Source organism: Stenotrophomonas sp. SY1 (assembly GCF_021202945.1).
GTDB lineage: Bacteria > Pseudomonadota > Gammaproteobacteria > Xanthomonadales > Xanthomonadaceae > Stenotrophomonas.
Map to the genome: position 1 here is coordinate 110,628 of NZ_JAJOYR010000003.1, position 20,193 is coordinate 130,820.

Below are 20,193 nucleotides of genomic sequence, written 5' to 3' on the forward strand. Positions count from 1 at the left end.
TATTGGTGCAATGAGCGGAAACGACTTCAGCCCCTCCCCGGAACTGCTGGCCACACCGCTGGTCTGGAGCGACACCGATGGCCGCATCCTCGGTGCCAACCCGGCGTTCTGCCGCTGGCTGGGGGTGAGCGTGCGGCGCCTGCTGGGCCAGCCGCTGGCCTCGCTGGAAGTGCAGGGCGAGCTGCTGGCCGGGCAACTGGCCACGCCTTCCACCGACACCCTGCGCCTGCCACGGCTGGCCCTGGCCTTGCCCGGCGAAGCCCCGCGCTTCGCCGATGGCTGGTTGAGCGGCCACGAAGGCGGCGGCTGGCTGCTTGAAGCGCACCCGGTGGACGAATTCCAGACCGCCGACCCGGCGCAGGTCCTGCCTGGCGCCTTCAGCGCCGCACTCAAGGGCTTGGCCCACGAGCTGCGCAATCCGCTGGCCGGGCTGAAGGGCGCGGCGCAGCTGCTGGCCCGCCGTGCCCACGGTCGCGACAGCGATGAAAGCGAGTTGATCGAACTGATCGGCTCGGAGATCGAGCGCCTCAACACCCTGCTCGAACAGCTGCTGTCACCGGCACCGCCACGGCCGCACGCACCGCTGAACATCCATGCGGCGCTGGAGCGCGTGCTGCGCCTGGTCGAAAGCGAGGCCGGCTGGTCGGTGCGGCTGCTGCGCGACTACGACCCCAGCATTCCGGAGTTTCCCGGCGACGGCGACCGCCTGACCCAGGCGCTGCTCAATCTGGTGCGCAACGCCATCCAGGCCGGCGCCACCAGCGTCACCCTGCGTACCCGGGTCGAACACGGCCTGCGCATCGCCGAACAACCGCATCCGCTGGCGCTGCGCCTGGAAGTGGCCGACGACGGCCGTGGCGTGCCGGAAGAGCTGGCCGAACACCTGTTCCTGCCGCTGGTCAGTGGCCGCGCCGAAGGCACCGGGCTGGGCCTGGCGCTGGCCCAGCAGGTTGCCCGCGAACACCGCGGCACGCTCAGCTACCGTTCGCGGCCGGGCCACACCGTGTTCACCGTGCTGTTGCCGCTGCCCTTGGCCGAAGAAGAAGCCACCGAGGTGAGCGATGCATGAGTCCACATCCCAGGCCGCCACGGTGTGGGTGGTCGATGACGACCGCTCGGTACGTTTCGTGCTGACCACTGCGCTGCGCGATGCCGGCTACACGGTGGAAGGTTTCGACAGCGCCGCCGCCGCCTTGAGCGCGATGGCCGAGCGCCCGGCACCGGACCTGCTGTTCACCGACGTGCGCATGCCCGGTGATGACGGGCTGGTGCTGCTGGACAAGCTCAAGGCCGCGCACCCGCAGCTGCCGGTGATCGTGATGTCGGCCTACACCGATGTGGCGAGCACCGCCGGTGCGTTCCGTGGCGGTGCGCATGAATTCCTGTCCAAACCGTTCGATCTGGACGATGCGGTGGAACTGGCCCGTCGCGCGCTGCCCGAGCCGCAGGCCCTGCCGGTGCCTGCCGCCGCAGCGGCCAGCGCCTCGGACGATGGCCCGCCGCAGCTGATCGGTGACACCCCGGCCATGCGCGCGTTGTTCCGTGCCATCGGCCGCCTCGCGCAGGCGCCGCTGTCGGTATTGATCAATGGCGAAACCGGCACCGGCAAGGAGCTGGTGGCCAGCGCATTGCATCGCGAATCGCCGCGCGCCAAGGGGCCGTTCGTCGCGCTCAACACGGCGGCGATTCCTGCCGAACTGCTGGAGAGCGAATTGTTCGGCCACGAAGCCGGCGCCTTCACCGGTGCCAGCAAGCGCCATATCGGCCGCTTTGAACAGGCCAATGGCGGCACCTTGTTCCTGGACGAAATCGGCGACATGCCGCTGCCCCTGCAGACCCGGCTGCTGCGCGTGCTGGCCGAGGGAGAGTTTTTCCGCGTCGGTGGCCGCGAGTTGATCCGTGTCGACGTGCGCGTGGTGGCTGCCACCCATCAGGACCTGGAAGCGTTGGTCGAACAGGGCCGCTTCCGCGCCGACCTGCTGCACCGGCTGGACATGGTGCGGCTGTGGCTGCCGCCGCTGCGCGAACGCCTGGGCGACGTGCCGCAACTGGCCGAGACCTTCCTCAACAACGCTGCCCGACGCCTGGACGTCCCGGCCAAGCGCCTGTCCACGCCGGCGCTGCAGGTGCTGCGCGAACATCCCTGGCCCGGCAACGTACGCGAACTGGAAAACGTGTGCTGGCGGCTCGCGGCGCTGGCCGTGGCCGACATCATTTCCGCCGATGACGTTCGCGCCGCGCTGTCACGTGGTGGACGCGGCGCCCGCACGCCGACCGGCGTGGTGCCGGGGCAATGGGACGCAGCGCTTGGCGAATGGGCCCGGCAACGCTTGGCCGAGGGTGCCACCGGCCTGCATGCGCAGGCACGCGAGCGTCTGGATGCGGTGCTGCTGGAAGCGGCGCTGGCCTTCACCGATGGCCACCGTGCCGATGCCGCCGCACGGCTGGGATTGGGCCGCAACACCATCACCCGCAAACTGGGGCCGGGCCGGAAGAGCTGAGTGGTGACGGCGCGTCCGGAATGCTGAAGACCGGTCTGTATACTCGGGCCCCCATGGAACCCTCGACACCGCAGGTCGATACCACCGGAATGCTCCGGCGCTCTTTCGTATTGCATGAGCGGGCCCGTCCCAGCGCGTTTGATGGCGGCGAACCAGGCGGCGTGTCCACGCCAAACCTGTGCCGTGAACCACATGTCACCAACACCTGGCTGTCGAGGCGTTTGCTGCCATGTTGAGTGCCGAAGCCTGGAGCCGCTTGACCGAGCTGTTCGGCCAGGCCACCGACCTGCCTGAAATCGAGCGCCTTGGCTTCGCCCACGCGCAGACCATGGACCAACCCGAACTGCGGCAGGAACTGCTGGCGTTGATCAGCGCTGATCTGGACGCGACGCGGCGCCTGCGCGAACCGCTGCAGCGGGCGGCCGAGGCGATGTTGCAGGCAAACGAAGAGCTGCTGCAGGCAAGCGAAGCAGAGATCGCGGCGGGCACGCGCTTCGGCCCGTGGGCGATCGAACGGATGATTGGTTCCGGCGGCATGGGCCGCGTCTACCTGGCGCGCCGCGCCGATGGCGCCTATGAGCGGGAAGTGGCGCTCAAACTGGTGCGCACGACCGCATTGAGTGAGCGTCGCCATGCCCACTTCGAGTACGAGTGCCGTCTGCTTGCGCAGATGCAGCATCCGGCCATCGCACAGATCCACGACGCCGGCATCGACCCGGAAGGCCGCGCCTACCTGGTCATGGAATACATCCAGGGCCAGCCGGTATCACGGTGGTGCGACCAGCACGCGCTGAGCATGCGCCAACGCGTGGAGTTGCTGGCCAAGGTGGCCGAAGGCGTGCAGCACGCGCACCAGAAGGGCGTCATCCACCGTGACCTGAAGCCCACCAATGTGCTGGTAGGCAGCGTCGATGGCGTGGCGATGCCGAAGATCATTGATTTCGGCATCGCCATGGAAGCCGAAGGCACGGAGCTGAGCAATGGCGGCGGCACGCCGGGCTACATGAGCCCGGAGCAGTCGCGGCCAGGTAATGATGTGGATGCACGCAGCGACGTGTATTCGCTTGGGGCGATTCTGTACGAACTGGCCTGCGGCACACGGCCTGAGCCCGCTGTTTCGTTGTCGCCATCGCAATACCTGCGTGGTCTTTCCACCTCACGGCAAGAGCAGGTGGCCCTGGCACGCGGCAGTAGCCCGATGCGCCTGCTGCGGGAGCTGCAGGACGGGCTGGACGCCATCGCATTGAAAGCGCTGCAACGCGACCGCAATGAGCGATACGCGTCGGTGTCGACGTTGCTGGAAGACCTGCGGCGCTGGTTGCGTCACTACCCACCACATGCCGCCGGCCGCAAGCGGCTGCTCTCGCTGCGCAAGTTCGCGCGCCGCAACCGGTTGATGGTGGGTGCGGCAGCGGTTGTAGCGGTCGTGCTGGTGGCCGGGCTGGTGGCCACCGCCTGGTCATTGCGCGAGGCTCGCCAGGAAGCGGCCAAGGCCAAGGTGTCTTCCAGCTTCCTGGCCTCGGTGCTGGACAGCATGGACCCGGCCATGACGGAGGATCTGGACAAGACCCTGATGCTGCGCGTGCTCGATGGTGCTTCCCAGCGTGCTCCGCGTGATCTGGCTGCCTATCCGGACATCCTCGCGGATATGGAATTGATCATCGCGGTCAACCAGATCACGCTGGAGGAATACGACCGCGCCATCGAGCACCTGGAGTCGATCCGTGTGCTCGCCGACAAGCATCCCGGCACGCTTGATCTGCAGCGTCTGCGTGCCCTGCAGGTGCTGGGCGAAGCCTATTTCGTCAAAGGTGACTACCCGCGGGCACAGACGATGCTGGAGGAGGGCATCGCCAAGGCGCGCCAGGGGGAACCGGCACAGCAGTGGTTGATGTACGACATGCAGTCACGTCTGGCATGGGTTTGGTACGGGCAGGGCAGGATGGTCGATGCCCTGCGCCTGGCCAAGGAAGCGCTGGATGGCTTCATCCGCACCGTGCCCGCCGACGACCAGCAACGCCTGGATGCGGCCAAGCGCTACGCCAACGTACTGTCCACCAGTGGTGACTACGCGCAATCCATCGCGTTGTTGGACGATGTGGTGCAGCGGCGAACCCGCATCAATGGCGCCGATCACCCGCTGACGCTGGTGTCGCGCCGTGACCGGGTGACCACGCGGCTGCGCATGCGCGACTTCGCCGGCGCCGAGCCGGAACTGAGGCAGCTGCTCGTCGCCTACGAGCGCATGTACGGCTCCGACAGCAGCTATCCGATCAATGTGCGTGGCATGCTGGGCAGCGCCCTGCGTGAACAGGGAAAGGTGGCTGAAGCCGGGCCGCACTATCGCGCGGCCATGGAGTGGAATGCCAAGCGCTACGGCCCTGAATCGCAAGCGGCGGTAATGACCCGTCACAACCATGCCAACTGGTTGCTTGCAGCAGGGCAGGCTGCCGCATCCCGGGACGAACAACAGGCCCTGCTGGGCATTGCCGACCGTACGCTGGGTCGGGCCAACCCTATCACTGCCGAAATCCTGCGCGGGCTGGCCGAAGCCGAGCTGGCCACGGGGGATCGCACGGGCGCGCACCAGCACGCCATCGCTGCGGTGGACGCCATGCGCGAGGTTTACGGCGACGCTCACGAAGGTGCGCTGCGCGATGTACGCCGCACGCTGCAGAAGGTGGAGGCAGCCGGTGCTGGCGCACTGCCGCTCGCGGCACGCGCTGATTGAGTGCGATCGGGTCTCGACCGCGTGGCGGCAAACAGGCATCGTTACGCCGACATGCCCGTAGCAGCACACGCCGGATTGGACCTCATCACCGCCGGCACGTATTCCAGAGGAGTTACCCCATGCGTCAGTGCCTGATCCTGATGACCGCCGCCGGCACCTTGCTGCTGGCCGCCTGCGGCAGCAGTCCGCCGACCAAGACCGATGCCCCGCTGCCACCTGCCGGCGTCAGCACCGCGAAGATGGCCGATGCCAACCTGTCGCCGGCCTCGGCCAGCCTGGTCAGTGGTCGCCTGGCATTGGTGCCTGAAGCCGGCGGCGTGCATATCACCGGCGTGATCGGCGGCTTGCCGCGTGGCCGTCAGTCTGCATTCCATGTGCATGAGAAGGGCGATTGCAGCGCCGTGGATGCCAGCAGCGCCGGCAATCACTTCAACCCGACCGCGCAGGTGCATGGGCGCGCGTCGGCAGGCGCGCATCACGCCGGTGACATGGACAATCTGCAGGCCAACGCCGAGGGCGTGGCCAATGTGGATGTGCACCTGCGCGGCGTCACCCTGGGCGGCGGCGCGGCCAACGACATTGCAGGCCGCGCGCTGGTAGTCCACGCTGGCGCCGACGATTACCGTAGCCAGCCGGCCGGCAATGCCGGTGCGCGCGTCGCCTGTGCGGTGATCCGCGTCGTGCGCTGAATGCGCAATTGTTCTGATCCAACCCGTTTCCGAGGAGCAAGACCATGCGTTTGATCCACACCACGTTGTTTCTGGCCAGTACGCTGGCGTTGACCGCCTGCAACAAGCCGGCCGAGCCGACCGCCGCGCCCGCCGACCCGGCAGCCGGCACCACCGCACCGGCGCAGACGCCGGAAGCCGACCCGGCCGCACCGCCGGCCATGGCCAAGCCGGTGGCCACCGCGGTGCTGCAGCCGACCAAGGACAGCACCGTCGCCGGCACCATCACCTTCAGCGAAGTGGACGGCAAGCTGCGCGCCAGCGGCGACATCACCGGCCTGAAGCCGGGTAGCGCACATGGTTTCCACATCCATGAAAAGGGTGATTGCAGTGCACCGGACGGCACCAGCGCCGGTGGCCACTTCAATCCGGGCAGCAGCGAGCACGGCAGCATCGATGCCGGCGCCCACCACGGTGGCGACATGCCCAACATCACCGCCGACGCCCAGGGCAACGCGCACATCGACGGCGCCGTGGCCAGCAACGTCAACGCCGGCAAGGGCGATGCGTTCGACATCATCGGCCGCGGTCTGATCGTCCACGCCGACCCGGACGACTACAAGACCCAGCCGACCGGCAATGCCGGCGCACGCCTGGCCTGCGCGGTGATCAACAAGGCGCCGTAAGGCCGCCGGTAGAGCGCACAGCCATGCTGCGCTGAGGCTTCACCGATGAAGCCCCTGCCGAGCATGACTCGGCACTACCGTTCTGCTGCTGCAACAGGAAAGGGCCGCTCGCGCGGCCCTTTCTCATCCAACTGCGCATTGCGTGCTTAATGCCCCAGCAGCACCTTGGCGTCCTGCCCGGCATGTACGTGCACGTACAGCACGTCCAGGCCATGGGCTTCCAGCACCGCGGCCATCTGCCGCTGACGCATCAGGTACTGGTCGTAGATGCGCTGCAGGCGGTCGCAGCCATCGCGCTCGTGGCCGTAATGGGCGCACCAGCCGGCCGGGTCGAACAAAGCCATGCGCACTTCGCCATCGACGTAACGCAGCAGCGGTTCCGGCGGTGCTTCCAGCCACTGTTCCTGGCCCGGCGCGAACATCGCCGTCTCCAGCAACGGCCACAGGTCGGCCAGGCCCTGGTTGTCGTACTGCATGGCCATCATCGCGGCCAGGTCGTTGACGGTGAAATAGCGCGCGTGTTCGATCTGCGCGGCAAACGCGTTCTGCGCCAGCAGCGCGGTATCCGGCTGCGCCATGCCGTTGGCCAGCAGCACTTCTTCCAGCGCCTCGCGGGTCTCGCCCAGCAGCACGGCATCGTCACCGGCCAGTACGAACGGCACCACCCGCAGGCCACCGCCGATCAATGCCGGGTCGGCCTGCAACGGCAACGGAACCTCACCGTTGGCATCGCTGCCGAAGGCCAGCAGGCGCGGGCCCTGGTTGCGGCCCGGCGCGCGCATCTGCAACTCCTCCAGACGGCGATGGATCGGCCAGCCCGGGCGCAGGACTTCGGCCGGGTCGAAATGCGCGCCGGCCAGCACCAGGTCCAGCCCGCTCACCTGCGGGACCAGCTTGGCCAGGTCGCGGCCCACCAGGGCGGCCAGTTCACCGGCCTGCTCCGAGGGCAGGACAGCCTTGCCAGGTTGCTGGCCGCCGGCCAGTTCCAGCGCCATCACACCCAGCGCGTTCATGTCGGGGTTCGAATTGCTCATGGTTCGCGGTTGGCCCATTACTGGCTCGAAAGCTACACTCAGCGCCATTATGCCTGCTATCACGTGCAGGCCACGTTGCATTCAACCCCCATGTCATCAGGTACCCGCATGACCAGCGCCCGTCCCGTCGCCATCCTTGGTGGTGTCCGTATTCCGTTCTGCCGCCAGAACACCGCCTATGCGGATGTTGGCAATCTCGGCATGTCGGTCCGTACGCTGGGGGCACTGGTGGAGCGGTTCGGCCTGCACGGCCAGCAGCTGGGCGAAGTGGCGATGGGCGCGGTGATCAAGCACCCCAGCGACTGGAACCTGGGCCGCGAGGCCGCGCTGTCCTCGGGCCTGTCGCCGTTGACCCCGGGCATCACCCTGCAACGCGCGTGTGGTACGTCGCTGGACAGCATCATCACCGTGGCCAACAAGATCGCGCTGGGCCAGATCGAATCGGGCATCGGTGGCGGTTCGGATACCACCTCGGATGTGCCGATCGTGTACGGCAAGAAGCTGCGCGCACGCCTGCTGGCCGCCAACCGTGCCAAGAGCACCGGCGACAAGATCCGCGCGCTGACCAGCGGCTTCAAGTTCTCCGAGCTCAAGCCCGAGTTCCCCGGCGTGGCCGAGCCGCGCACCGGCAAGAGCATGGGCGACCACTGCGAGGACATGGCCAAGGAATGGAACATCGCGCGCGAGGCGCAGGACGAATGGGCGGTGTCTTCGCACAAGAAGCTGGCCGCAGCCTATGAGCGCGGTTTCTTCAACGACCTGATCGCACCGTTCCGTGGCGTGGAGCGCGACAACATCCTGCGTCCGGACACATCGCTGGAAAAGCTGGCCACGCTCAAGCCGGCGTTCGACAAGGTTTCCGGCCGCGGCACGCTGACCGCCGCCAACTCGACCCCGCTGACCGACGGCGCCGCCGCGGTGCTGCTGGCCAGCGAGGAATGGGCGCGCGCGCACGGCCATGAGCCGCTGGCTTATCTGCGTGACTCGCAGGTGGCTGCGGTGGACTTCGTGCATGGCGAAGGCCTGCTGATGGCACCGACCGTGGCCGTGCCGGAAATGCTCAAGCGCAACGGCCTGACCCTGCAGGATTTCGACATCTACGAAATCCACGAAGCCTTCGCCGCGCAGGTGTTGTGCACGCTGCGCGCCTGGGAAAGCGAGGACTACTGCCGCAACCGCCTGGGCCTGGATGCGGCGCTGGGCAGCATCGATCCGGAAAAGATCAACCCGCTGGGTTCGTCGCTGGCCACCGGCCATCCCTTCGCCGCAACCGGCGCGCGCATCATCGGCACGGTTGCCAAGGAACTGGCCGCACGTGGCGGTGGCCGCGCATTGGTGTCGATCTGCACCGCCGGCGGCATGGGCGTGGTGGCGATCGTCGAGCGCTGATCAGCGCTGTTCAGCGCTCGCGCAGACGCGCGGCGGCAACAGGTTCGTTTGCGCAGGCTGGGATGAAATCCCAGCCTGCGGTCGTTTTACTGGTTCCGATTCGCGGCCGTTGCTTTCCGGCCTGCGCGGCACGCACTGCGGGGCAAGGCAATGGCAGTGGCGTCACACACGCCCTGTTGTCCGCTCAGGCTTCGTCTGCAGCCTGCGAATGATCCAGCAGGAACTGGCTGATGGCCTTGCGCAGCGGCAGGTCGTCGGTGGCGCGGGCGAACGCATCGGCCTGCAACGCGTAGTCGCGGGCGGCGTTGAACTCTTCAAGGTTTGAATGCCGCTCGGCCAGTGCAAGGCAGATCGAGGCGGCGTACTCGGCGGCGTTGGCTGCGGTGGCCAGCGGCAGCGCCCGCAGGTAGAAGCCGATGGCGGCGTGGTCATCACCGGTGAAGTCGGCCAGCGTTTCCCACAGGAACGGGTGGTCGCGCCCTTCGGCCGCCACCGATTCGCAGTAGTTGATCAACTTCTCATATGCGGAGGCGCTGGAATGACTGTCCCCGGATTCACCGGCGTCGATCATCTCGCTGGTCAGCGCCGAGACGTGGGCATGGATGTCGGCAGGTATTTTCATTGCATCGTCCAGTGTGTTCGGGTGGTTCAGCCGGGCAGTCGCGGGAAACCATGTTCGTCGCGTTCTTCGGCAACGGCTTGGTCCTGGATCTGCTGGTGCAGGTTGCGATGCTGCAGCGGTTGGATGGCCTGGTTGCGTCGCTGGCGCAGCGCATTTAGCAGGCACTGCCGTGCCAGTGCATCCTCGCCCTGGCTGGCGAAGTTCTCGCCCAGCGCTTCCCATGCTTCAGGCCCTGCGCCCTGGGCGATGGCACGGTGCAGGAACTCTTCGGCCTGCTGCCACTGGCCTTGTCCCTGCGCGAGCCGTGCAAGTGTCAGCAGCAATGCGGGGCTGGAGGAATGGTTCTGCAACCAGCGTTGCGCGCTGGCGCGGCGCGAGTCGAGCTTGTCCACCGGCAGTTCGCCGTACAGCGCGATCAGTGATTCATCCCAGTGGCTGTCCAGGCTTTGCTCGATGGTGCGCAGGGCCACGTCGGTCCAGTTCAGTGCCACCGCGCGGCGTGCGTAGCGGGCGACCGCCTCGGCGCTGACGCGCAGCGTCTTGGGCAGCACTTCCCAGCGTGCGGCCAGGGCATTCACGTCGGCGGCTTCATCGAGCATCTGCAAGGCCAGGCGCGATTCCAGCGCGGCCATCGATTCCGGCGGCAGCACCTGCTGTTGGCGCAATGCACCGAGCTGCCCGTAGGCCTCCTCGGCGCGGCCGGCACGAGCCAATGCGTCGGTGCGAAGCCACAGTCCGCGTGGCGGCAGCGGCTGGATCGCGGCGACATCCAGCGCGTCGATCGCCTGCTGAGGCTTGTCCAGCTGCAACCAGCGCTCGGCGCTGTGCAGTGCATGCAGGGTGGCGTCGACTTCACCGAGCTGTTGCAGATGCTGGCCGGCGGCGGTTGTGTCATTGCGTGCTTCGGCCGCGCGCATCGCCGCGACCAGCGCGATGGGCCGCACTTCACTTTCGGTGGCGGCACTGCGCAGCAGTTTCTCCGCGCGCTGCCATTGCCCGCCATCAAGCGCATGCAGGCCGTCGATCAGGCGGGCGCGGCCCTGCCTGCGGCGGTGGCGGACCCAGGCGCGGAACGGCGCGCTGAGCAGGGTCCACAGCAACCACACCAACAGCAAGGCGATCAGCAATACCAGCACCGCCTGCGGCAGGGTGGCGATGTAATCGTGGCCGCCGGCACGCACCACGACTTCACCCAGCTCGCGTACCGAGTCCTGGCCCAGCCATTGCGCGCCGAAAATCCCAATGGCGGCAACCAGCAGCACCACCAGCAGTGAACGGAAGGCTTTCATGGTGTCTCCCTGGTCGCGCGCATGCTGCGCAGCTGCTGCAAGGTGCTGCCCAGTTCGGGCAGGGTGGGGCGCAGTTCCACATCACGCAGCTGCCGCAGTTGTGCGCGATGGGCGCGGCGTTGCGGTGATTCGGGCCACAGACGCTGCAGCCAGCCGTCGATGCGGTCGATGGCCTGGCGCCAGGCGTTGTCGTCGGCGCGCTCCAGCGCGGCGCGGGCCAGGCTCAGTTCGATCTGCAGTGAATCGTTGGCAGCAACCCGCTCGGAGCGGGCCACCAGCACCTTGTCGTCGGCCGGGCGTACCTGCACCAGCGGTGACAGCAGTTGCTGCCACCACGACGACCGGGCATCGGCACTGCGCTCGGCCTGCTCGGGCAGGGCGTCCAGCCCGGCGGACCAGCGTTCAAGCTGTGTGGCGGTCTTGGCACGGATGCCCGGGCCCAGTGCATCCAGAGCGTTGCGTTCCTGGATCAGCGCCTGGCGCAGATTGATGAAATCGGGATTGTCGGCGCCTTCCAGCACCCCGGCCGCCAACGCGTACAGGCGTCGTGCGCCGTCCAGATCGCTGGCAAACACCAAGCGTTGCTGGGCCTGGCTGAGCAGCAGTTCGGCCTCTTCGCGGCGCATGGCCTGCGCGCCCTGGCGCGAGCTGTCGGCCAGCTGTGCCAGGTTTTCCTCCAGCAACGCGTTGCGCTGGCTCAGCCCGAGCATTTCATCGCGCAGCACGCGGTTGGTGGCGGTGGCGCCCTGGATGCTCAGCGCATTGTTGCGCTGGTCGCTGCGCAGCTGGTCCATGCTCTGCTGCATGGCAGCCAGTTGCTGGAGAGCGTTTTCGCGGACGTGATTGGCCTGCTGCTGGCGGGCCTGCCACTGCTGCCAGCCATACCAGCCGGCAGCGCCGAGCGCGCCGATCACGATCAGGAACATGACCCAGCGCAGCGTGCGCCGGTGCGTTGGAGCGGGGGAAACGTCATTCATGGAGGCACAGCATCCTTGGCGGGCGTGTCCCCGTCACGGGTACTGTGACGCGGATCATGCTGACACAGCATCCCTCGGGCCGCTGCTTGACTGCAAGCCACTGGCCACGCGGCGGTTACGTTTCGGGCGGGTAGATGGCCGCGCGCGCTGCGCTGGCCAACTGCGCCGGCAGCGGCCCGTCGGCCACGCAGACGTGGGTGAAACCATGCTCGCCGGCCAGCTCGGCCAGGCGTGCACTGGCCGTCACCACCGGTGCCAGGCGCCAGCGGGCAAGCAGCGCGGCAGGCAGCTGTGGCAGCAGGCTTTCCAACGCTTCGCCGCTGCTTACCGCCAGCACGGTGGGGCCCTGCAGGGCCAGCAGGCGGCTGAGTGTGGCGGCGCTGATCGGCAGTGGCACCCGCTCATAGACGTTGACCCGGACCAGCGTGGCGCCGCGTTCGCGGACCTGGGCAGCGATCATGCCGCGCCCGCCGGGAGCGGTGATCAGGGCCACGCGCTGCCCGCTCAGTGCCTGCAGGGCGGGCAGGGCCAGCAGGCCTTCGCTGTCCATGCGGGTTGGTGCCTGCACATCGGGAGCACCGTGTTGGCGCAGCACCCGTGCGGTGCCTTCGCCCACGGCCAGTACGCTGCCGGGGCGCAGATCGCGCAGCGGCAACAGCCGGGCAGCGGCATCGGCGGCGGTGGGGCTGGTGAATATCAGCCGGTCGCAATGCGCCGCGTCGGCCAACTGTTCGCGGGTGGCGCGGTCGTTGTGCAGCACCAGCCGCCACGGCGACAGCGCCACGGTGCGCGCGCCCAACCGGGCAGCGGCGCTACGGAGCGTGTCGTGCTGCCCCTGCGGGCGCAGTGAGATCAGATGCCAAGCTGTGTCGGCTGGCACATAGGCGCGGCGATTCATTCCATGCATTATGCGGGCGCTTTCCGTTGACTGTTTCCCTTCATGTCCGAACATCCCCCGTCCTGCGCACTGCTCGAGCAACTCCAGACCACCTTGTCCGCGATGCCGCCGGTGGCCGCGATGGATATTCGCATCACCGGGTATGAAAACGGCGTGTTGCGCATGCAGGCACCGCTGGCGGCCAACATCAACGACAAGGGCAACGCCTTCGGCGGCAGCCTGGCCTCGGTGATGACCCTGGCCGGGTGGGCGCTGGTCAGCCTGCAGTTGTCGCAGGCCGGGCATGAGGCGGAAGTTTATGTGGCCGACAGCAGCATTCGCTATCGCGCCCCGGTCTATGGTGACCTGCTGGCTACGGCGCGGGCGGCACCGGACCAGGATTGGGCGGCGTTTCTGGCATTGTTCGGCAAGCGTGGTCGGGCGCGGGTGACCGTGCGCGCACAGATCGAAGGCGGTGCGGCCGAGCTGGAGGGCCGCTTCGTGGCCATCAACAAGGCCTGACCAGGCGTTGCCAAGGCGTTTTCAGGGCTTTGCAGCACCAGAACAGGCATTCAACCGGGGAACTTCATGTACAAGCGTTTGTTGCAGGTGGCTACGGCCATGTTGTTGCTGGTTGCCGGCGTGGCGCAGGCCGAGGGGCCCAGCCGCAGCCAGCGGAGCAAGCTGCCCGCCACCCAGGAAGCCTATATGGCGGCGGTGCGCTGGAATGATTTCGAGGCCGCCGAGCGCTTCCTCGACCCGCAGTACCTGGAACTCAAGCCGATCACCGAGCTGCAACGCGAGCGTTACCGCCAGGTGCAGGTGTCGGCCTACCGAGAGCGCTCCAGCAATGCTGGCGCCGATGGCAGCATCGAGCGTCGGATGGAGATCAGCGTGATCAACCGCAACACCCTGGCCGAACGTACGGCGATGGTGAATGAGCGCTGGCGCTGGGATGCCGAAGCCAAGCGCTGGTGGCAGGCCGGTGGCCTGCCGGACCTGTGGCAGGGCCAGTAAGGCGCCCTGTTGCCGGCATATGCGACAATCGCCGCCCGCTTATCGACCCGTGACCTGAGTGAATTACGAAGAGTTGCTGGCCTTCGCCGGCCGAAATCCGATGCTGTCGCTGGCCCTGGTCGGCCTGACCGTGGCCATCATCGCCACCGAGATCGCGCGTCTGTTCCGCGGTTACAAATCGCTCAAGCCGGGCGAGCTGACCCACATGATCAACGCCGGCAATGCCGTGGTGATCGATCTGTCGGCCGCCAGCGACTTCGAGAAGGGCCATGTGGTCGGCAGCCGCAACGTGCAGCCGGCGCAGTTGACCCCCGCCCACAAGCTGCTGGCCTCGGCCAAGCAATCGCCGGTGGTGCTGCTGTGCCGTACCGGCAATGCCTCGGCCACGGCGGCCAAGACGCTGAAGAAGGCCGGTTTCGAGCAGGTATACGTGCTCGATGGTGGTCTGCCGGCGTGGCAGGCGGCGGACCTGCCGTTGGTCAAGGGCCGCGGCTGACAGTTAATTTGCGTTAAGCCCTTGTGCAGGGCGCCGACCGCCCCCATCGCTGGTCAGGCAACAATCCCAATCATTGAACGAACTGTTCTGGAGTCTTGAGAAATGTCCGAAGAGAACACCAACGGCGTAGCCCCGGCCGAAAACACCAACGGCCCGGCTTTCACCATCGAGAAGATCTACGTCAAGGACGTTTCTTTCGAATCCCCGAACTCGCCGAACATCTTCAACGAGAACGTGCAGCCGGACCTGCAGCTGAACCTGAACCAGAAGGTGCAGCGCCTGTCCGATACCGCCTTTGAAGTGGTGCTGGGCGTGACCCTGACCTGCAAGGCCGGTGACAAGACCGCCTATGTGGCCGAAGTGGAACAGGCGGGCGTGTTCGGCCTGATCGGCCTGGACCCGCAGGCGATCGACGTGCTGCTGGGCACCCAGTGCCCGAACATCCTGTTCCCGTACGTGCGCACCATGATCAGCGACCTGATCCAGGCCGGTGGCTTCCCGCCGTTCTACCTGCAGCCGATCAACTTCGAAGGCCTGTACGCCGAGACGCTGCGTCAGCGCCAGGCACAGGGCGACGGCGCTTCGCTGGCCGACTCCGAGCCGGCTGGCAACGCCTGATTGGCGGCTTGCCAGATCGCATGAGTACGACGACTGACGCAATCAAGATCGCCGTCCTTGGCGCGGGCTCCTGGGGCACCGCGCTGGCCACCCTGCTGGCCCGGCACGGTCATCAGACCGTGCTGTGGGGGCGTGATGCGGCGGTAATCGAGGCGATCGACCAGCGCCACGAGAATCCCCGGTACCTGCCGGGGATTGCCCTGCCCGAAACCCTGCGTGCCAGCACCGACCTGGCGGCGACCGTCGCCGGTGCCAGCTGGATCCTGGTGGTGGTGCCGTCGCATGCCTTTGCCGAAACCGTGCGCGCGCTGGCGCCGCTGCGGCCGGCCGGGGCCGGCGTGGCCTGGGCGACCAAGGGTTTTGAACCCGGTTCGGGCCGTTTCCTGCATGAAGTGGCACGTGAAGTGCTGGGCGCGGACGTGCCGCTGGCGGTTGTGACCGGCCCGTCCTTCGCCAAGGAAGTGACCCTGGGGCTGCCCACCGCCATCACCGTTCACGGTGATGACGAGGCCTTCGCCCAGCAGGTGGCCGACGCGATGCACGGCCCGGCGTTCCGCGCCTACACCGGTGACGACATGGTCGGTGCCGAGCTGGGCGGGGCGATGAAGAACGTGCTGGCGGTTGCGACCGGCGTGGCCGATGGCATGCAGTTGGGCCTGAACGCCCGTGCCGGCCTGATCACCCGCGGATTGAACGAAATGCTGCGCCTGGCTGCGGCCATTGGCGGCAAGCCGGAAACCCTGATGGGCCTGGCTGGCTTGGGCGATCTGGTGCTGACCAGCACCGGTGACCTGTCGCGCAACCGCCGCCTGGGTCTGGCGCTGGGGCGTGGGCAGACCCTTCAGGATGCGGTGAAGGAAATCGGCCAGGTGGTGGAATCGGTGCAGACCGCCGATGAAGTCATGCGCCAGGCTGAGCGTCACGGCATTGATCTGCCGATTTCCAAGGCGGTGCAATCGGTGCTGCATGGTGAGTTGAGTCCAGCCGATGGCCTGCAGCAGCTGCTGGCCCGCGAGCAGAAGCCGGAGTATCCGGACACACTGTTCAAGTAATCGGCGCAGATCGCCAACAAGAAACCCGGCAATGCCGGGTTTCTTGTTGCTTGGGGATCCGGTGGAGCGGAGCCATGCTCCGCTCGGGCTTTACCGGCGAGGTGTTCACCGTGCGGGCCCGTGCCGGGCATGGCTCGGCACTACGGATGGGTTTTGCCCAAAAAAGAAGCCCGGTCTGGGGGAGACCGGGCTTCCAGGGCGCGTGGGAGAGAGATCACACGCCTTTACAACACTGTGCTGCTATCGCTTACCAGGTGAAGCGCGGGCCGACGAACCATTCCTTGTCGCCAGCCTTGGCCAGCTTCACTTCGCCGGTCAGGCCCCAGTTCGCGTTGAACTTGCCGGTGGCGCCGACGCGGCCGTAGAACTCGCCGTCCGGGTTCACGCCGTGCTTCTTGCTGTAGTCCTCGTAACCGGCCAGGGCATAGGCCTCGAAGTTCGGGGTGAAGGCGGTGCGTACGCCGACTTCAGCGCTGTAGCCATTGAAGGTCAGGCCGTAGTCCGGGTCGAACTTCTGGTATGCGGCGCGGGCCAGCAGGTCGGTGTTCGGGGCCACGGTGTAGTTGTAGCCAACACCCAGGCGCCACTGGTCAACGTCAACCTTGCCCTTGTCGGTTTCCTGGGCGTTGTACTCACCAAAGATGTGGAAGTTCGGGTGCACGGCCACCGAGCCCTTCAGCGCCCAGCCGTCGGCATCGCCGCCCTGGGTATCGGTGTTCACATAACCGCCTTCCACGTAGTTGTAGGACAAACCATCGGCTGCAGAGGCGGCAAACGGCAGGGCGGCCATCAGGCCCAGAGCGATCAAGGAAGTCTTCATGTTCAGGAGCACCTGTCTTTATTGGTTTTGGTAGCGAGCGGCGGGATTTCGTTGCCGTTCGACAGTTGTGAATTATCCGTTAGCCAGTGGAACTGACACTGAATACCAAACTGACCAGTACATAAATTAGGGGCGCCCGGAAGGAACTTTTCCTGCACTGTTGGGCCGGGATGGAGTACGGATTTCCCGCAAACGAAACGGCCCGGTGCCGATGTGCGTGTTGCTGCACATCGGCGCCGGGCCGGTTTGTTTCCTGCTTGCGGTTACAGCGACAGGCGCAGGCCGCCGTAATAGGTGCGGCCGATCACGTCGTACAGGCCGGCCTGGTAGCCGGCGATGGCCTGGTTGAAGTTGGCACCGCCCGCTTCGCCACCCGGGATGCGCGGCGGTGAACGGTCGAAAACGTTGTTCAGGCCGGCGTAGACGCTGAGCTTGGGCGTGATCTTGTGGCTGAAGTACACGTCGCTGTAGAACGTGTTGCCGGCCCATGGGCGCTGGGTGTTTTCCTCGGTGTAGGTCTCGCCGGCCCGCATCCTGGAGACGTGGCGCAGGTTCCAGGACACCTGGCTGCTTTCGTTGGACCAGCCAAAGCGGGTGGCGCCCTTCCACTTCGGGGTGCCGAACAGGCCCACATAGTCCCAGGCGTCACTGGGGTTGGTCGGATCGGCAACATCGGTGCGCTGCAGGATGCGGCCGTAGCTCAGGTCGATGGAGACGCGATTGCCGTTGGGCAGCATCTGGAACCAGCTGGCATTGATGTCCACGCCGCGGGCGATGCTCTGCGACAGGTTCAGCTGCTGCACCGCCACTTCCACCAGATCACCGGTGTTGTTGCGGGTGACCATGTCGCAGAACGGGTTGTCCAGCGAAGCCTGGTCAACGCAGCGGTTGAGGATGGCCTGCGGGTCCAGCTCGGCGATCACGCCGCGCAGATCGATGCGGTAGTAGTCGGCCGACACGCTCAGGTTGTTGACGAAGCGCGGGCGCAGCACCACGCCCCAGGTGGTGGTCTTGGCCGTCTCCGGCTTCAGTCCGGTGTTGCCGGAGGAAACGATGTCGCGCCACTGCCAGTAGGTGGTGGTATCGGACGGTGCGATGGCCGCGCAGTTGGCTGCGGTGTACTGCGTGCGATCGGTGCGGTTCTCCACGGAATAATCATTGCAGGGGTCGTAGACCCACAGCCCGGACACGCTGTCGGCGGTATACATCTCGGCGATGTTCGGCGCGCGGATCGCCTTGCCCCAGGTGCCGCGCAGGGTGATGTCCTCGATCGGCGTCCATTCCAGGCCGATCTTGCTGGTGGCGGTGCGGCCGGCCAGGTTGTAGTCGGATACGCGTCCAGCCAGATCCAGCGCAAGATGCTGCGCGCCGGGCAGATCGGCCAGCAGTGGGATGTGCAGTTCGCCGAAGATTTCCTTGACGCTGTACTGGCCCACCAGCGGCGTCTCGGTGACGCCCAGCGTCGGGTCGTAGCGCGGGTCATCCGGGTTGAACTGCGGAGTGACGCCGATGTCGCTGCTCTCCTTGCGGTACTCGGCGCCGACCACCAGCTGCACTTCGCCGGCGGGCAGGTCGAACAGCCCACCGGAAGCGTAGGCCGAGGCGACCTTCTGGGTCATGGTGGTGTCCGACCAGTCGGTGTCGTAGGTCAGCCAATCGACCATTCCCGGGGTCAGCTGCTTGAACGGATTGATCGCCACGCAGCCGGCGCTGGGCGCAGCCCAATCGTAGGCGCTGCCGTTCCACACCCACGAGCCGTTGCAGACGGCATTGCCGGCGCTGTCGGTGGTCGAGTTGAGGCCTTCGATCAGGCGATCGTAGGAAGCGGCATTGCGCGAACGCACACGCTCGTTGCTGCGGCCGTAGGACAGGTAACCGGAGTAGTTCCAGGCGCGGCCGAACAGGCTGAAATCACCTTCCAGGCCGCCGACGACCTGCAGCAGCTTGCGCTTGTACTCGGTGCTGATCAGGCCCACGTCGTTGTCGAAATGACGCGCGAAGCTGATGTTCTCGGTGAACGGGCCGCCGTTGGCGTCGATCATTTCCTGGGTGATGAACGGGCTGTCGAAAGGAACGCTTTCGCTGCCGCCGGAACCATAGGCAGCCAGTGCACGGCCCACGCTGCGCGACTGGCTCTGCGAGTAGCTGAGGCTGCCGAAGAAACGCAGTGATTCGTTGAAGTCGAAGTTCAGCGTGCTGCGTACGGATTGGCGATCGGACGGCACCGACAGGTACCAGTTGTCGTAGCGGCCACCGTACTCGCCGCCGTTGGTACGGCCCTGTTGCAGCAGCGCGTCACCGTTGGTCAAACGGCTGGTGTCGTAGTTGACCAGGCCGCCGGGGCCGAGCGTGGGGCGACGCAGGTTGCCATTGGCATCGAAGGTGTACAGACAATCGATCTGGTTGCTGGGACCACAGTTGCCCATCACGATGTTGGCATTGGGCGCATCGTAGAAATTGCGGTTGCCTTCGGTGATGACGTACTTGCTGCCAGTGCCGGGGCGTTCGTACAGCGGCGTACCGTTGGCCGTCCACGGACGGTCCTGGCCGGAAACGTCGCCGTCGTCCTTCTCCCAGAAGCCGTACAGGGTGAAGTTGCCGCGGTTGTCGGCGAAGTTCCTGCCGAACAACACATCGCCGTTGAAGTTGGGCATGTCGCCGCGGCTGGAGTTGCTGTAACGCACGTTGGCGTTCAACCCTTCGAAATCCCGCTTGAGGATGAAATTGACCACGCCGTTGACCGCGTCGGCGCCGTACAGCGCCGATGCGCCGCCGGTCATCACTTCCACGCGTTCGATCAGGCTGGCCGGCAGCATGCTCACGTCCACGCCCGAGGTGCCGGGAATCGATGGCACCTGGCGGCGCCCGTCAACCATGGTCAAGGTGCGCTGCACGCCCATGCCGCGCAGGTCCAGCGCGTTGATGCCGACGTTGCCCACGTCCGGGTTGTTGCTGGTCTGGTCGCTCTGGCTGACCGCGAAGGACGGCAGCTGGTTCATCAGGTCGGCGATCTGGGTATGGCCGGAGCTGCGGATGGTTTCGGCGCTGATCGAGGTGACCGGGGCCGGGCCGTCGAAGCCTGCTTCGCGGCGGATGCGCGAGCCGGTGACGATGACCGTGTCCAGGTCCTTGGCCTCGGCCTCGGCACTGCTCGCGGCGGTGGTTTCAACCTTGCCGTCTTGCCGGTCCTGTGCATGAGCGCTGGCGGTGGAGAGCAATGCCAGGGTGATGGCCAGGGCCAACGTGCCGGGGCGGCGGAGGGATGTCCTGTCTGCTTGGGTCATGAGCAATTCCTCGAACTCGAAACAGTGTCTGGAGTGGCGGTCGCGTGGTTTCGGTAGCGCAAGCCCGCCCGCATCCGGCCGCTGGGGTCGAATGTCACGCATGCGGATGCATTGCCACGGGATGCCTTGGCG

General features: G+C 66.6%; 18 protein-coding genes. 11 read left to right on the forward strand and 7 right to left on the reverse strand.

From position 1 onward, the window contains the following. Positions 1 to 10: 10 nt before the first annotated feature. The 5 genes from LR961_RS17595 (at position 11) to LR961_RS17615 (ending at position 6,586) form a co-directional block, all read left to right on the forward strand. Complete coding sequence (locus LR961_RS17595) at positions 11 to 1,069, forward strand: ATP-binding protein (RefSeq protein WP_232151274.1); 1,059 nt, start codon at positions 11 to 13, stop codon at positions 1,067 to 1,069. Continuing rightward, on the forward strand, positions 1,062 to 2,501 hold the full coding sequence (gene ntrC, locus LR961_RS17600) for a nitrogen regulation protein NR(I) (RefSeq protein WP_232151275.1): 1,440 nt from the start codon (positions 1,062 to 1,064) through the stop codon (positions 2,499 to 2,501). Before LR961_RS17595 ends, ntrC begins: the two co-directional genes overlap by 8 nt. 229 nt (positions 2,502 to 2,730) lie before the next feature. Further along, positions 2,731 to 5,232 carry a serine/threonine-protein kinase gene (locus LR961_RS17605; protein WP_232151276.1) on the forward strand — a complete coding sequence of 834 codons (2,502 nt, stop codon included), beginning with the start codon at positions 2,731 to 2,733 and terminating at the stop codon, positions 5,230 to 5,232. Positions 5,233 to 5,471: 239 nt separating this feature from the next. After that, complete coding sequence (locus LR961_RS17610; RefSeq protein WP_232151438.1) at positions 5,472 to 5,921, forward strand: superoxide dismutase family protein; 450 nt, start codon at positions 5,472 to 5,474, stop codon at positions 5,919 to 5,921. 44 nt (positions 5,922 to 5,965) lie between these two features. Beyond that, complete coding sequence (locus LR961_RS17615) at positions 5,966 to 6,586, forward strand: superoxide dismutase family protein (protein ID WP_232151277.1); 621 nt, start codon at positions 5,966 to 5,968, stop codon at positions 6,584 to 6,586. 146 nt (positions 6,587 to 6,732) lie between these two features. On the opposite strand, the gene LR961_RS17620 is transcribed toward LR961_RS17615, so the two are convergent. Then, positions 6,733 to 7,620, reverse strand: a complete 888-nt coding sequence (locus tag LR961_RS17620; RefSeq protein ID WP_232151278.1) for a hypothetical protein — start codon at positions 7,618 to 7,620, stop codon at positions 6,733 to 6,735. 108 nt (positions 7,621 to 7,728) lie between these two features. On the opposite strand from LR961_RS17620, the gene LR961_RS17625 reads away from it, so the two are divergent. Then, complete coding sequence (locus tag LR961_RS17625) at positions 7,729 to 9,009, forward strand: acetyl-CoA C-acetyltransferase (protein ID WP_232151279.1); 1,281 nt, start codon at positions 7,729 to 7,731, stop codon at positions 9,007 to 9,009. Positions 9,010 to 9,193: 184 nt separating this feature from the next. On the opposite strand, the gene LR961_RS17630 is transcribed toward LR961_RS17625, so the two are convergent. From LR961_RS17630 to LR961_RS17645, 4 genes are all read right to left on the reverse strand, one after another. Next, the gene (locus LR961_RS17630; RefSeq protein ID WP_232151280.1) at positions 9,194 to 9,631 is read right to left on the reverse strand and encodes a hypothetical protein; all 438 of its coding nucleotides are present in this window, start codon (positions 9,629 to 9,631) and stop codon (positions 9,194 to 9,196) included. Positions 9,632 to 9,657: 26 nt separating this feature from the next. After that, positions 9,658 to 10,920, reverse strand: a complete 1,263-nt coding sequence (locus LR961_RS17635) for a heme biosynthesis HemY N-terminal domain-containing protein (RefSeq protein WP_232151281.1) — start codon at positions 10,918 to 10,920, stop codon at positions 9,658 to 9,660. Further along, positions 10,917 to 11,897 carry a uroporphyrinogen-III C-methyltransferase gene (locus LR961_RS17640; RefSeq protein WP_232151282.1) on the reverse strand — a complete coding sequence of 327 codons (981 nt, stop codon included), beginning with the start codon at positions 11,895 to 11,897 and terminating at the stop codon, positions 10,917 to 10,919. Before LR961_RS17640 ends, LR961_RS17635 begins: the two co-directional genes overlap by 4 nt. Before the next feature lie 115 nt (positions 11,898 to 12,012). Next, the gene (locus LR961_RS17645; protein ID WP_232151283.1) at positions 12,013 to 12,795 is read right to left on the reverse strand and encodes a uroporphyrinogen-III synthase; all 783 of its coding nucleotides are present in this window, start codon (positions 12,793 to 12,795) and stop codon (positions 12,013 to 12,015) included. Between the two features lie 42 nt (positions 12,796 to 12,837). Here LR961_RS17645 and LR961_RS17650 point away from each other — a divergent pair, with 42 nt between their 5' ends. The 5 genes from LR961_RS17650 to LR961_RS17670 all read left to right on the forward strand — a co-directional run bounded on the left by LR961_RS17650 (position 12,838) and on the right by LR961_RS17670 (position 15,957). Then, positions 12,838 to 13,296 carry a YiiD C-terminal domain-containing protein gene (locus LR961_RS17650; RefSeq protein ID WP_232151284.1) on the forward strand — a complete coding sequence of 153 codons (459 nt, stop codon included), beginning with the start codon at positions 12,838 to 12,840 and terminating at the stop codon, positions 13,294 to 13,296. 66 nt (positions 13,297 to 13,362) lie between these two features. Further along, positions 13,363 to 13,791: a hypothetical protein gene (locus LR961_RS17655; protein ID WP_232151285.1), complete on the forward strand. Its 429-nt coding sequence runs from the start codon at positions 13,363 to 13,365 to the stop codon at positions 13,789 to 13,791. Between the two features lie 58 nt (positions 13,792 to 13,849). Then, positions 13,850 to 14,287, forward strand: coding sequence for a rhodanese-like domain-containing protein (locus tag LR961_RS17660; protein WP_232151286.1), 438 nt, complete (start codon positions 13,850 to 13,852; stop codon positions 14,285 to 14,287). A gap of 102 nt (positions 14,288 to 14,389) precedes the next feature. Further along, positions 14,390 to 14,905, forward strand: coding sequence for a protein-export chaperone SecB (gene secB, locus LR961_RS17665; RefSeq protein ID WP_232151287.1), 516 nt, complete (start codon positions 14,390 to 14,392; stop codon positions 14,903 to 14,905). A gap of 20 nt (positions 14,906 to 14,925) precedes the next feature. Beyond that, complete coding sequence (locus LR961_RS17670; RefSeq protein WP_232151288.1) at positions 14,926 to 15,957, forward strand: NAD(P)H-dependent glycerol-3-phosphate dehydrogenase; 1,032 nt, start codon at positions 14,926 to 14,928, stop codon at positions 15,955 to 15,957. Positions 15,958 to 16,204: 247 nt separating this feature from the next. Here LR961_RS17670 and LR961_RS17675 read toward each other — a convergent pair whose 3' ends face one another. Both LR961_RS17675 and LR961_RS17680 read right to left on the reverse strand, forming a co-directional pair. Then, positions 16,205 to 16,777, reverse strand: a complete 573-nt coding sequence (locus LR961_RS17675; protein WP_232151289.1) for an Ax21 family protein — start codon at positions 16,775 to 16,777, stop codon at positions 16,205 to 16,207. Between the two features lie 263 nt (positions 16,778 to 17,040). Next, on the reverse strand, positions 17,041 to 20,061 hold the full coding sequence (locus LR961_RS17680; protein WP_232151290.1) for a TonB-dependent receptor: 3,021 nt from the start codon (positions 20,059 to 20,061) through the stop codon (positions 17,041 to 17,043). Positions 20,062 to 20,193: the final 132 nt, after the last annotated feature.

Excerpts from the sequence above, each read along its gene's own strand:
- LR961_RS17595 (WP_232151274.1), top strand. The coding sequence starts at position 11 with ATGAGCGGAAACGACTTCAGCCCCTCCCCGGAACTGCTGGCCACACCG.
- ntrC (WP_232151275.1), top strand. The coding sequence starts at position 1,062 with ATGCATGAGTCCACATCCCAGGCCGCCACGGTGTGGGTGGTCGATGAC.
- LR961_RS17605 (WP_232151276.1), top strand. The coding sequence starts at position 2,731 with ATGTTGAGTGCCGAAGCCTGGAGCCGCTTGACCGAGCTGTTCGGCCAG.
- LR961_RS17610 (WP_232151438.1), top strand. The coding sequence starts at position 5,472 with ATGGCCGATGCCAACCTGTCGCCGGCCTCGGCCAGCCTGGTCAGTGGT.
- LR961_RS17615 (WP_232151277.1), top strand. The coding sequence starts at position 5,966 with ATGCGTTTGATCCACACCACGTTGTTTCTGGCCAGTACGCTGGCGTTG.
- LR961_RS17620 (WP_232151278.1), bottom strand. The coding sequence starts at position 7,620 with ATGAGCAATTCGAACCCCGACATGAACGCGCTGGGTGTGATGGCGCTG.
- LR961_RS17625 (WP_232151279.1), top strand. The coding sequence starts at position 7,729 with ATGACCAGCGCCCGTCCCGTCGCCATCCTTGGTGGTGTCCGTATTCCG.
- LR961_RS17630 (WP_232151280.1), bottom strand. The coding sequence starts at position 9,631 with ATGAAAATACCTGCCGACATCCATGCCCACGTCTCGGCGCTGACCAGC.
- LR961_RS17635 (WP_232151281.1), bottom strand. The coding sequence starts at position 10,920 with ATGAAAGCCTTCCGTTCACTGCTGGTGGTGCTGCTGGTTGCCGCCATT.
- LR961_RS17640 (WP_232151282.1), bottom strand. The coding sequence starts at position 11,897 with ATGAATGACGTTTCCCCCGCTCCAACGCACCGGCGCACGCTGCGCTGG.
- LR961_RS17645 (WP_232151283.1), bottom strand. The coding sequence starts at position 12,795 with ATGAATCGCCGCGCCTATGTGCCAGCCGACACAGCTTGGCATCTGATC.
- LR961_RS17650 (WP_232151284.1), top strand. The coding sequence starts at position 12,838 with ATGTCCGAACATCCCCCGTCCTGCGCACTGCTCGAGCAACTCCAGACC.
- LR961_RS17655 (WP_232151285.1), top strand. The coding sequence starts at position 13,363 with ATGTACAAGCGTTTGTTGCAGGTGGCTACGGCCATGTTGTTGCTGGTT.
- secB (WP_232151287.1), top strand. The coding sequence starts at position 14,390 with ATGTCCGAAGAGAACACCAACGGCGTAGCCCCGGCCGAAAACACCAAC.
- LR961_RS17670 (WP_232151288.1), top strand. The coding sequence starts at position 14,926 with ATGAGTACGACGACTGACGCAATCAAGATCGCCGTCCTTGGCGCGGGC.
- LR961_RS17675 (WP_232151289.1), bottom strand. The coding sequence starts at position 16,777 with ATGAAGACTTCCTTGATCGCTCTGGGCCTGATGGCCGCCCTGCCGTTT.
- LR961_RS17680 (WP_232151290.1), bottom strand. The coding sequence starts at position 20,061 with ATGACCCAAGCAGACAGGACATCCCTCCGCCGCCCCGGCACGTTGGCC.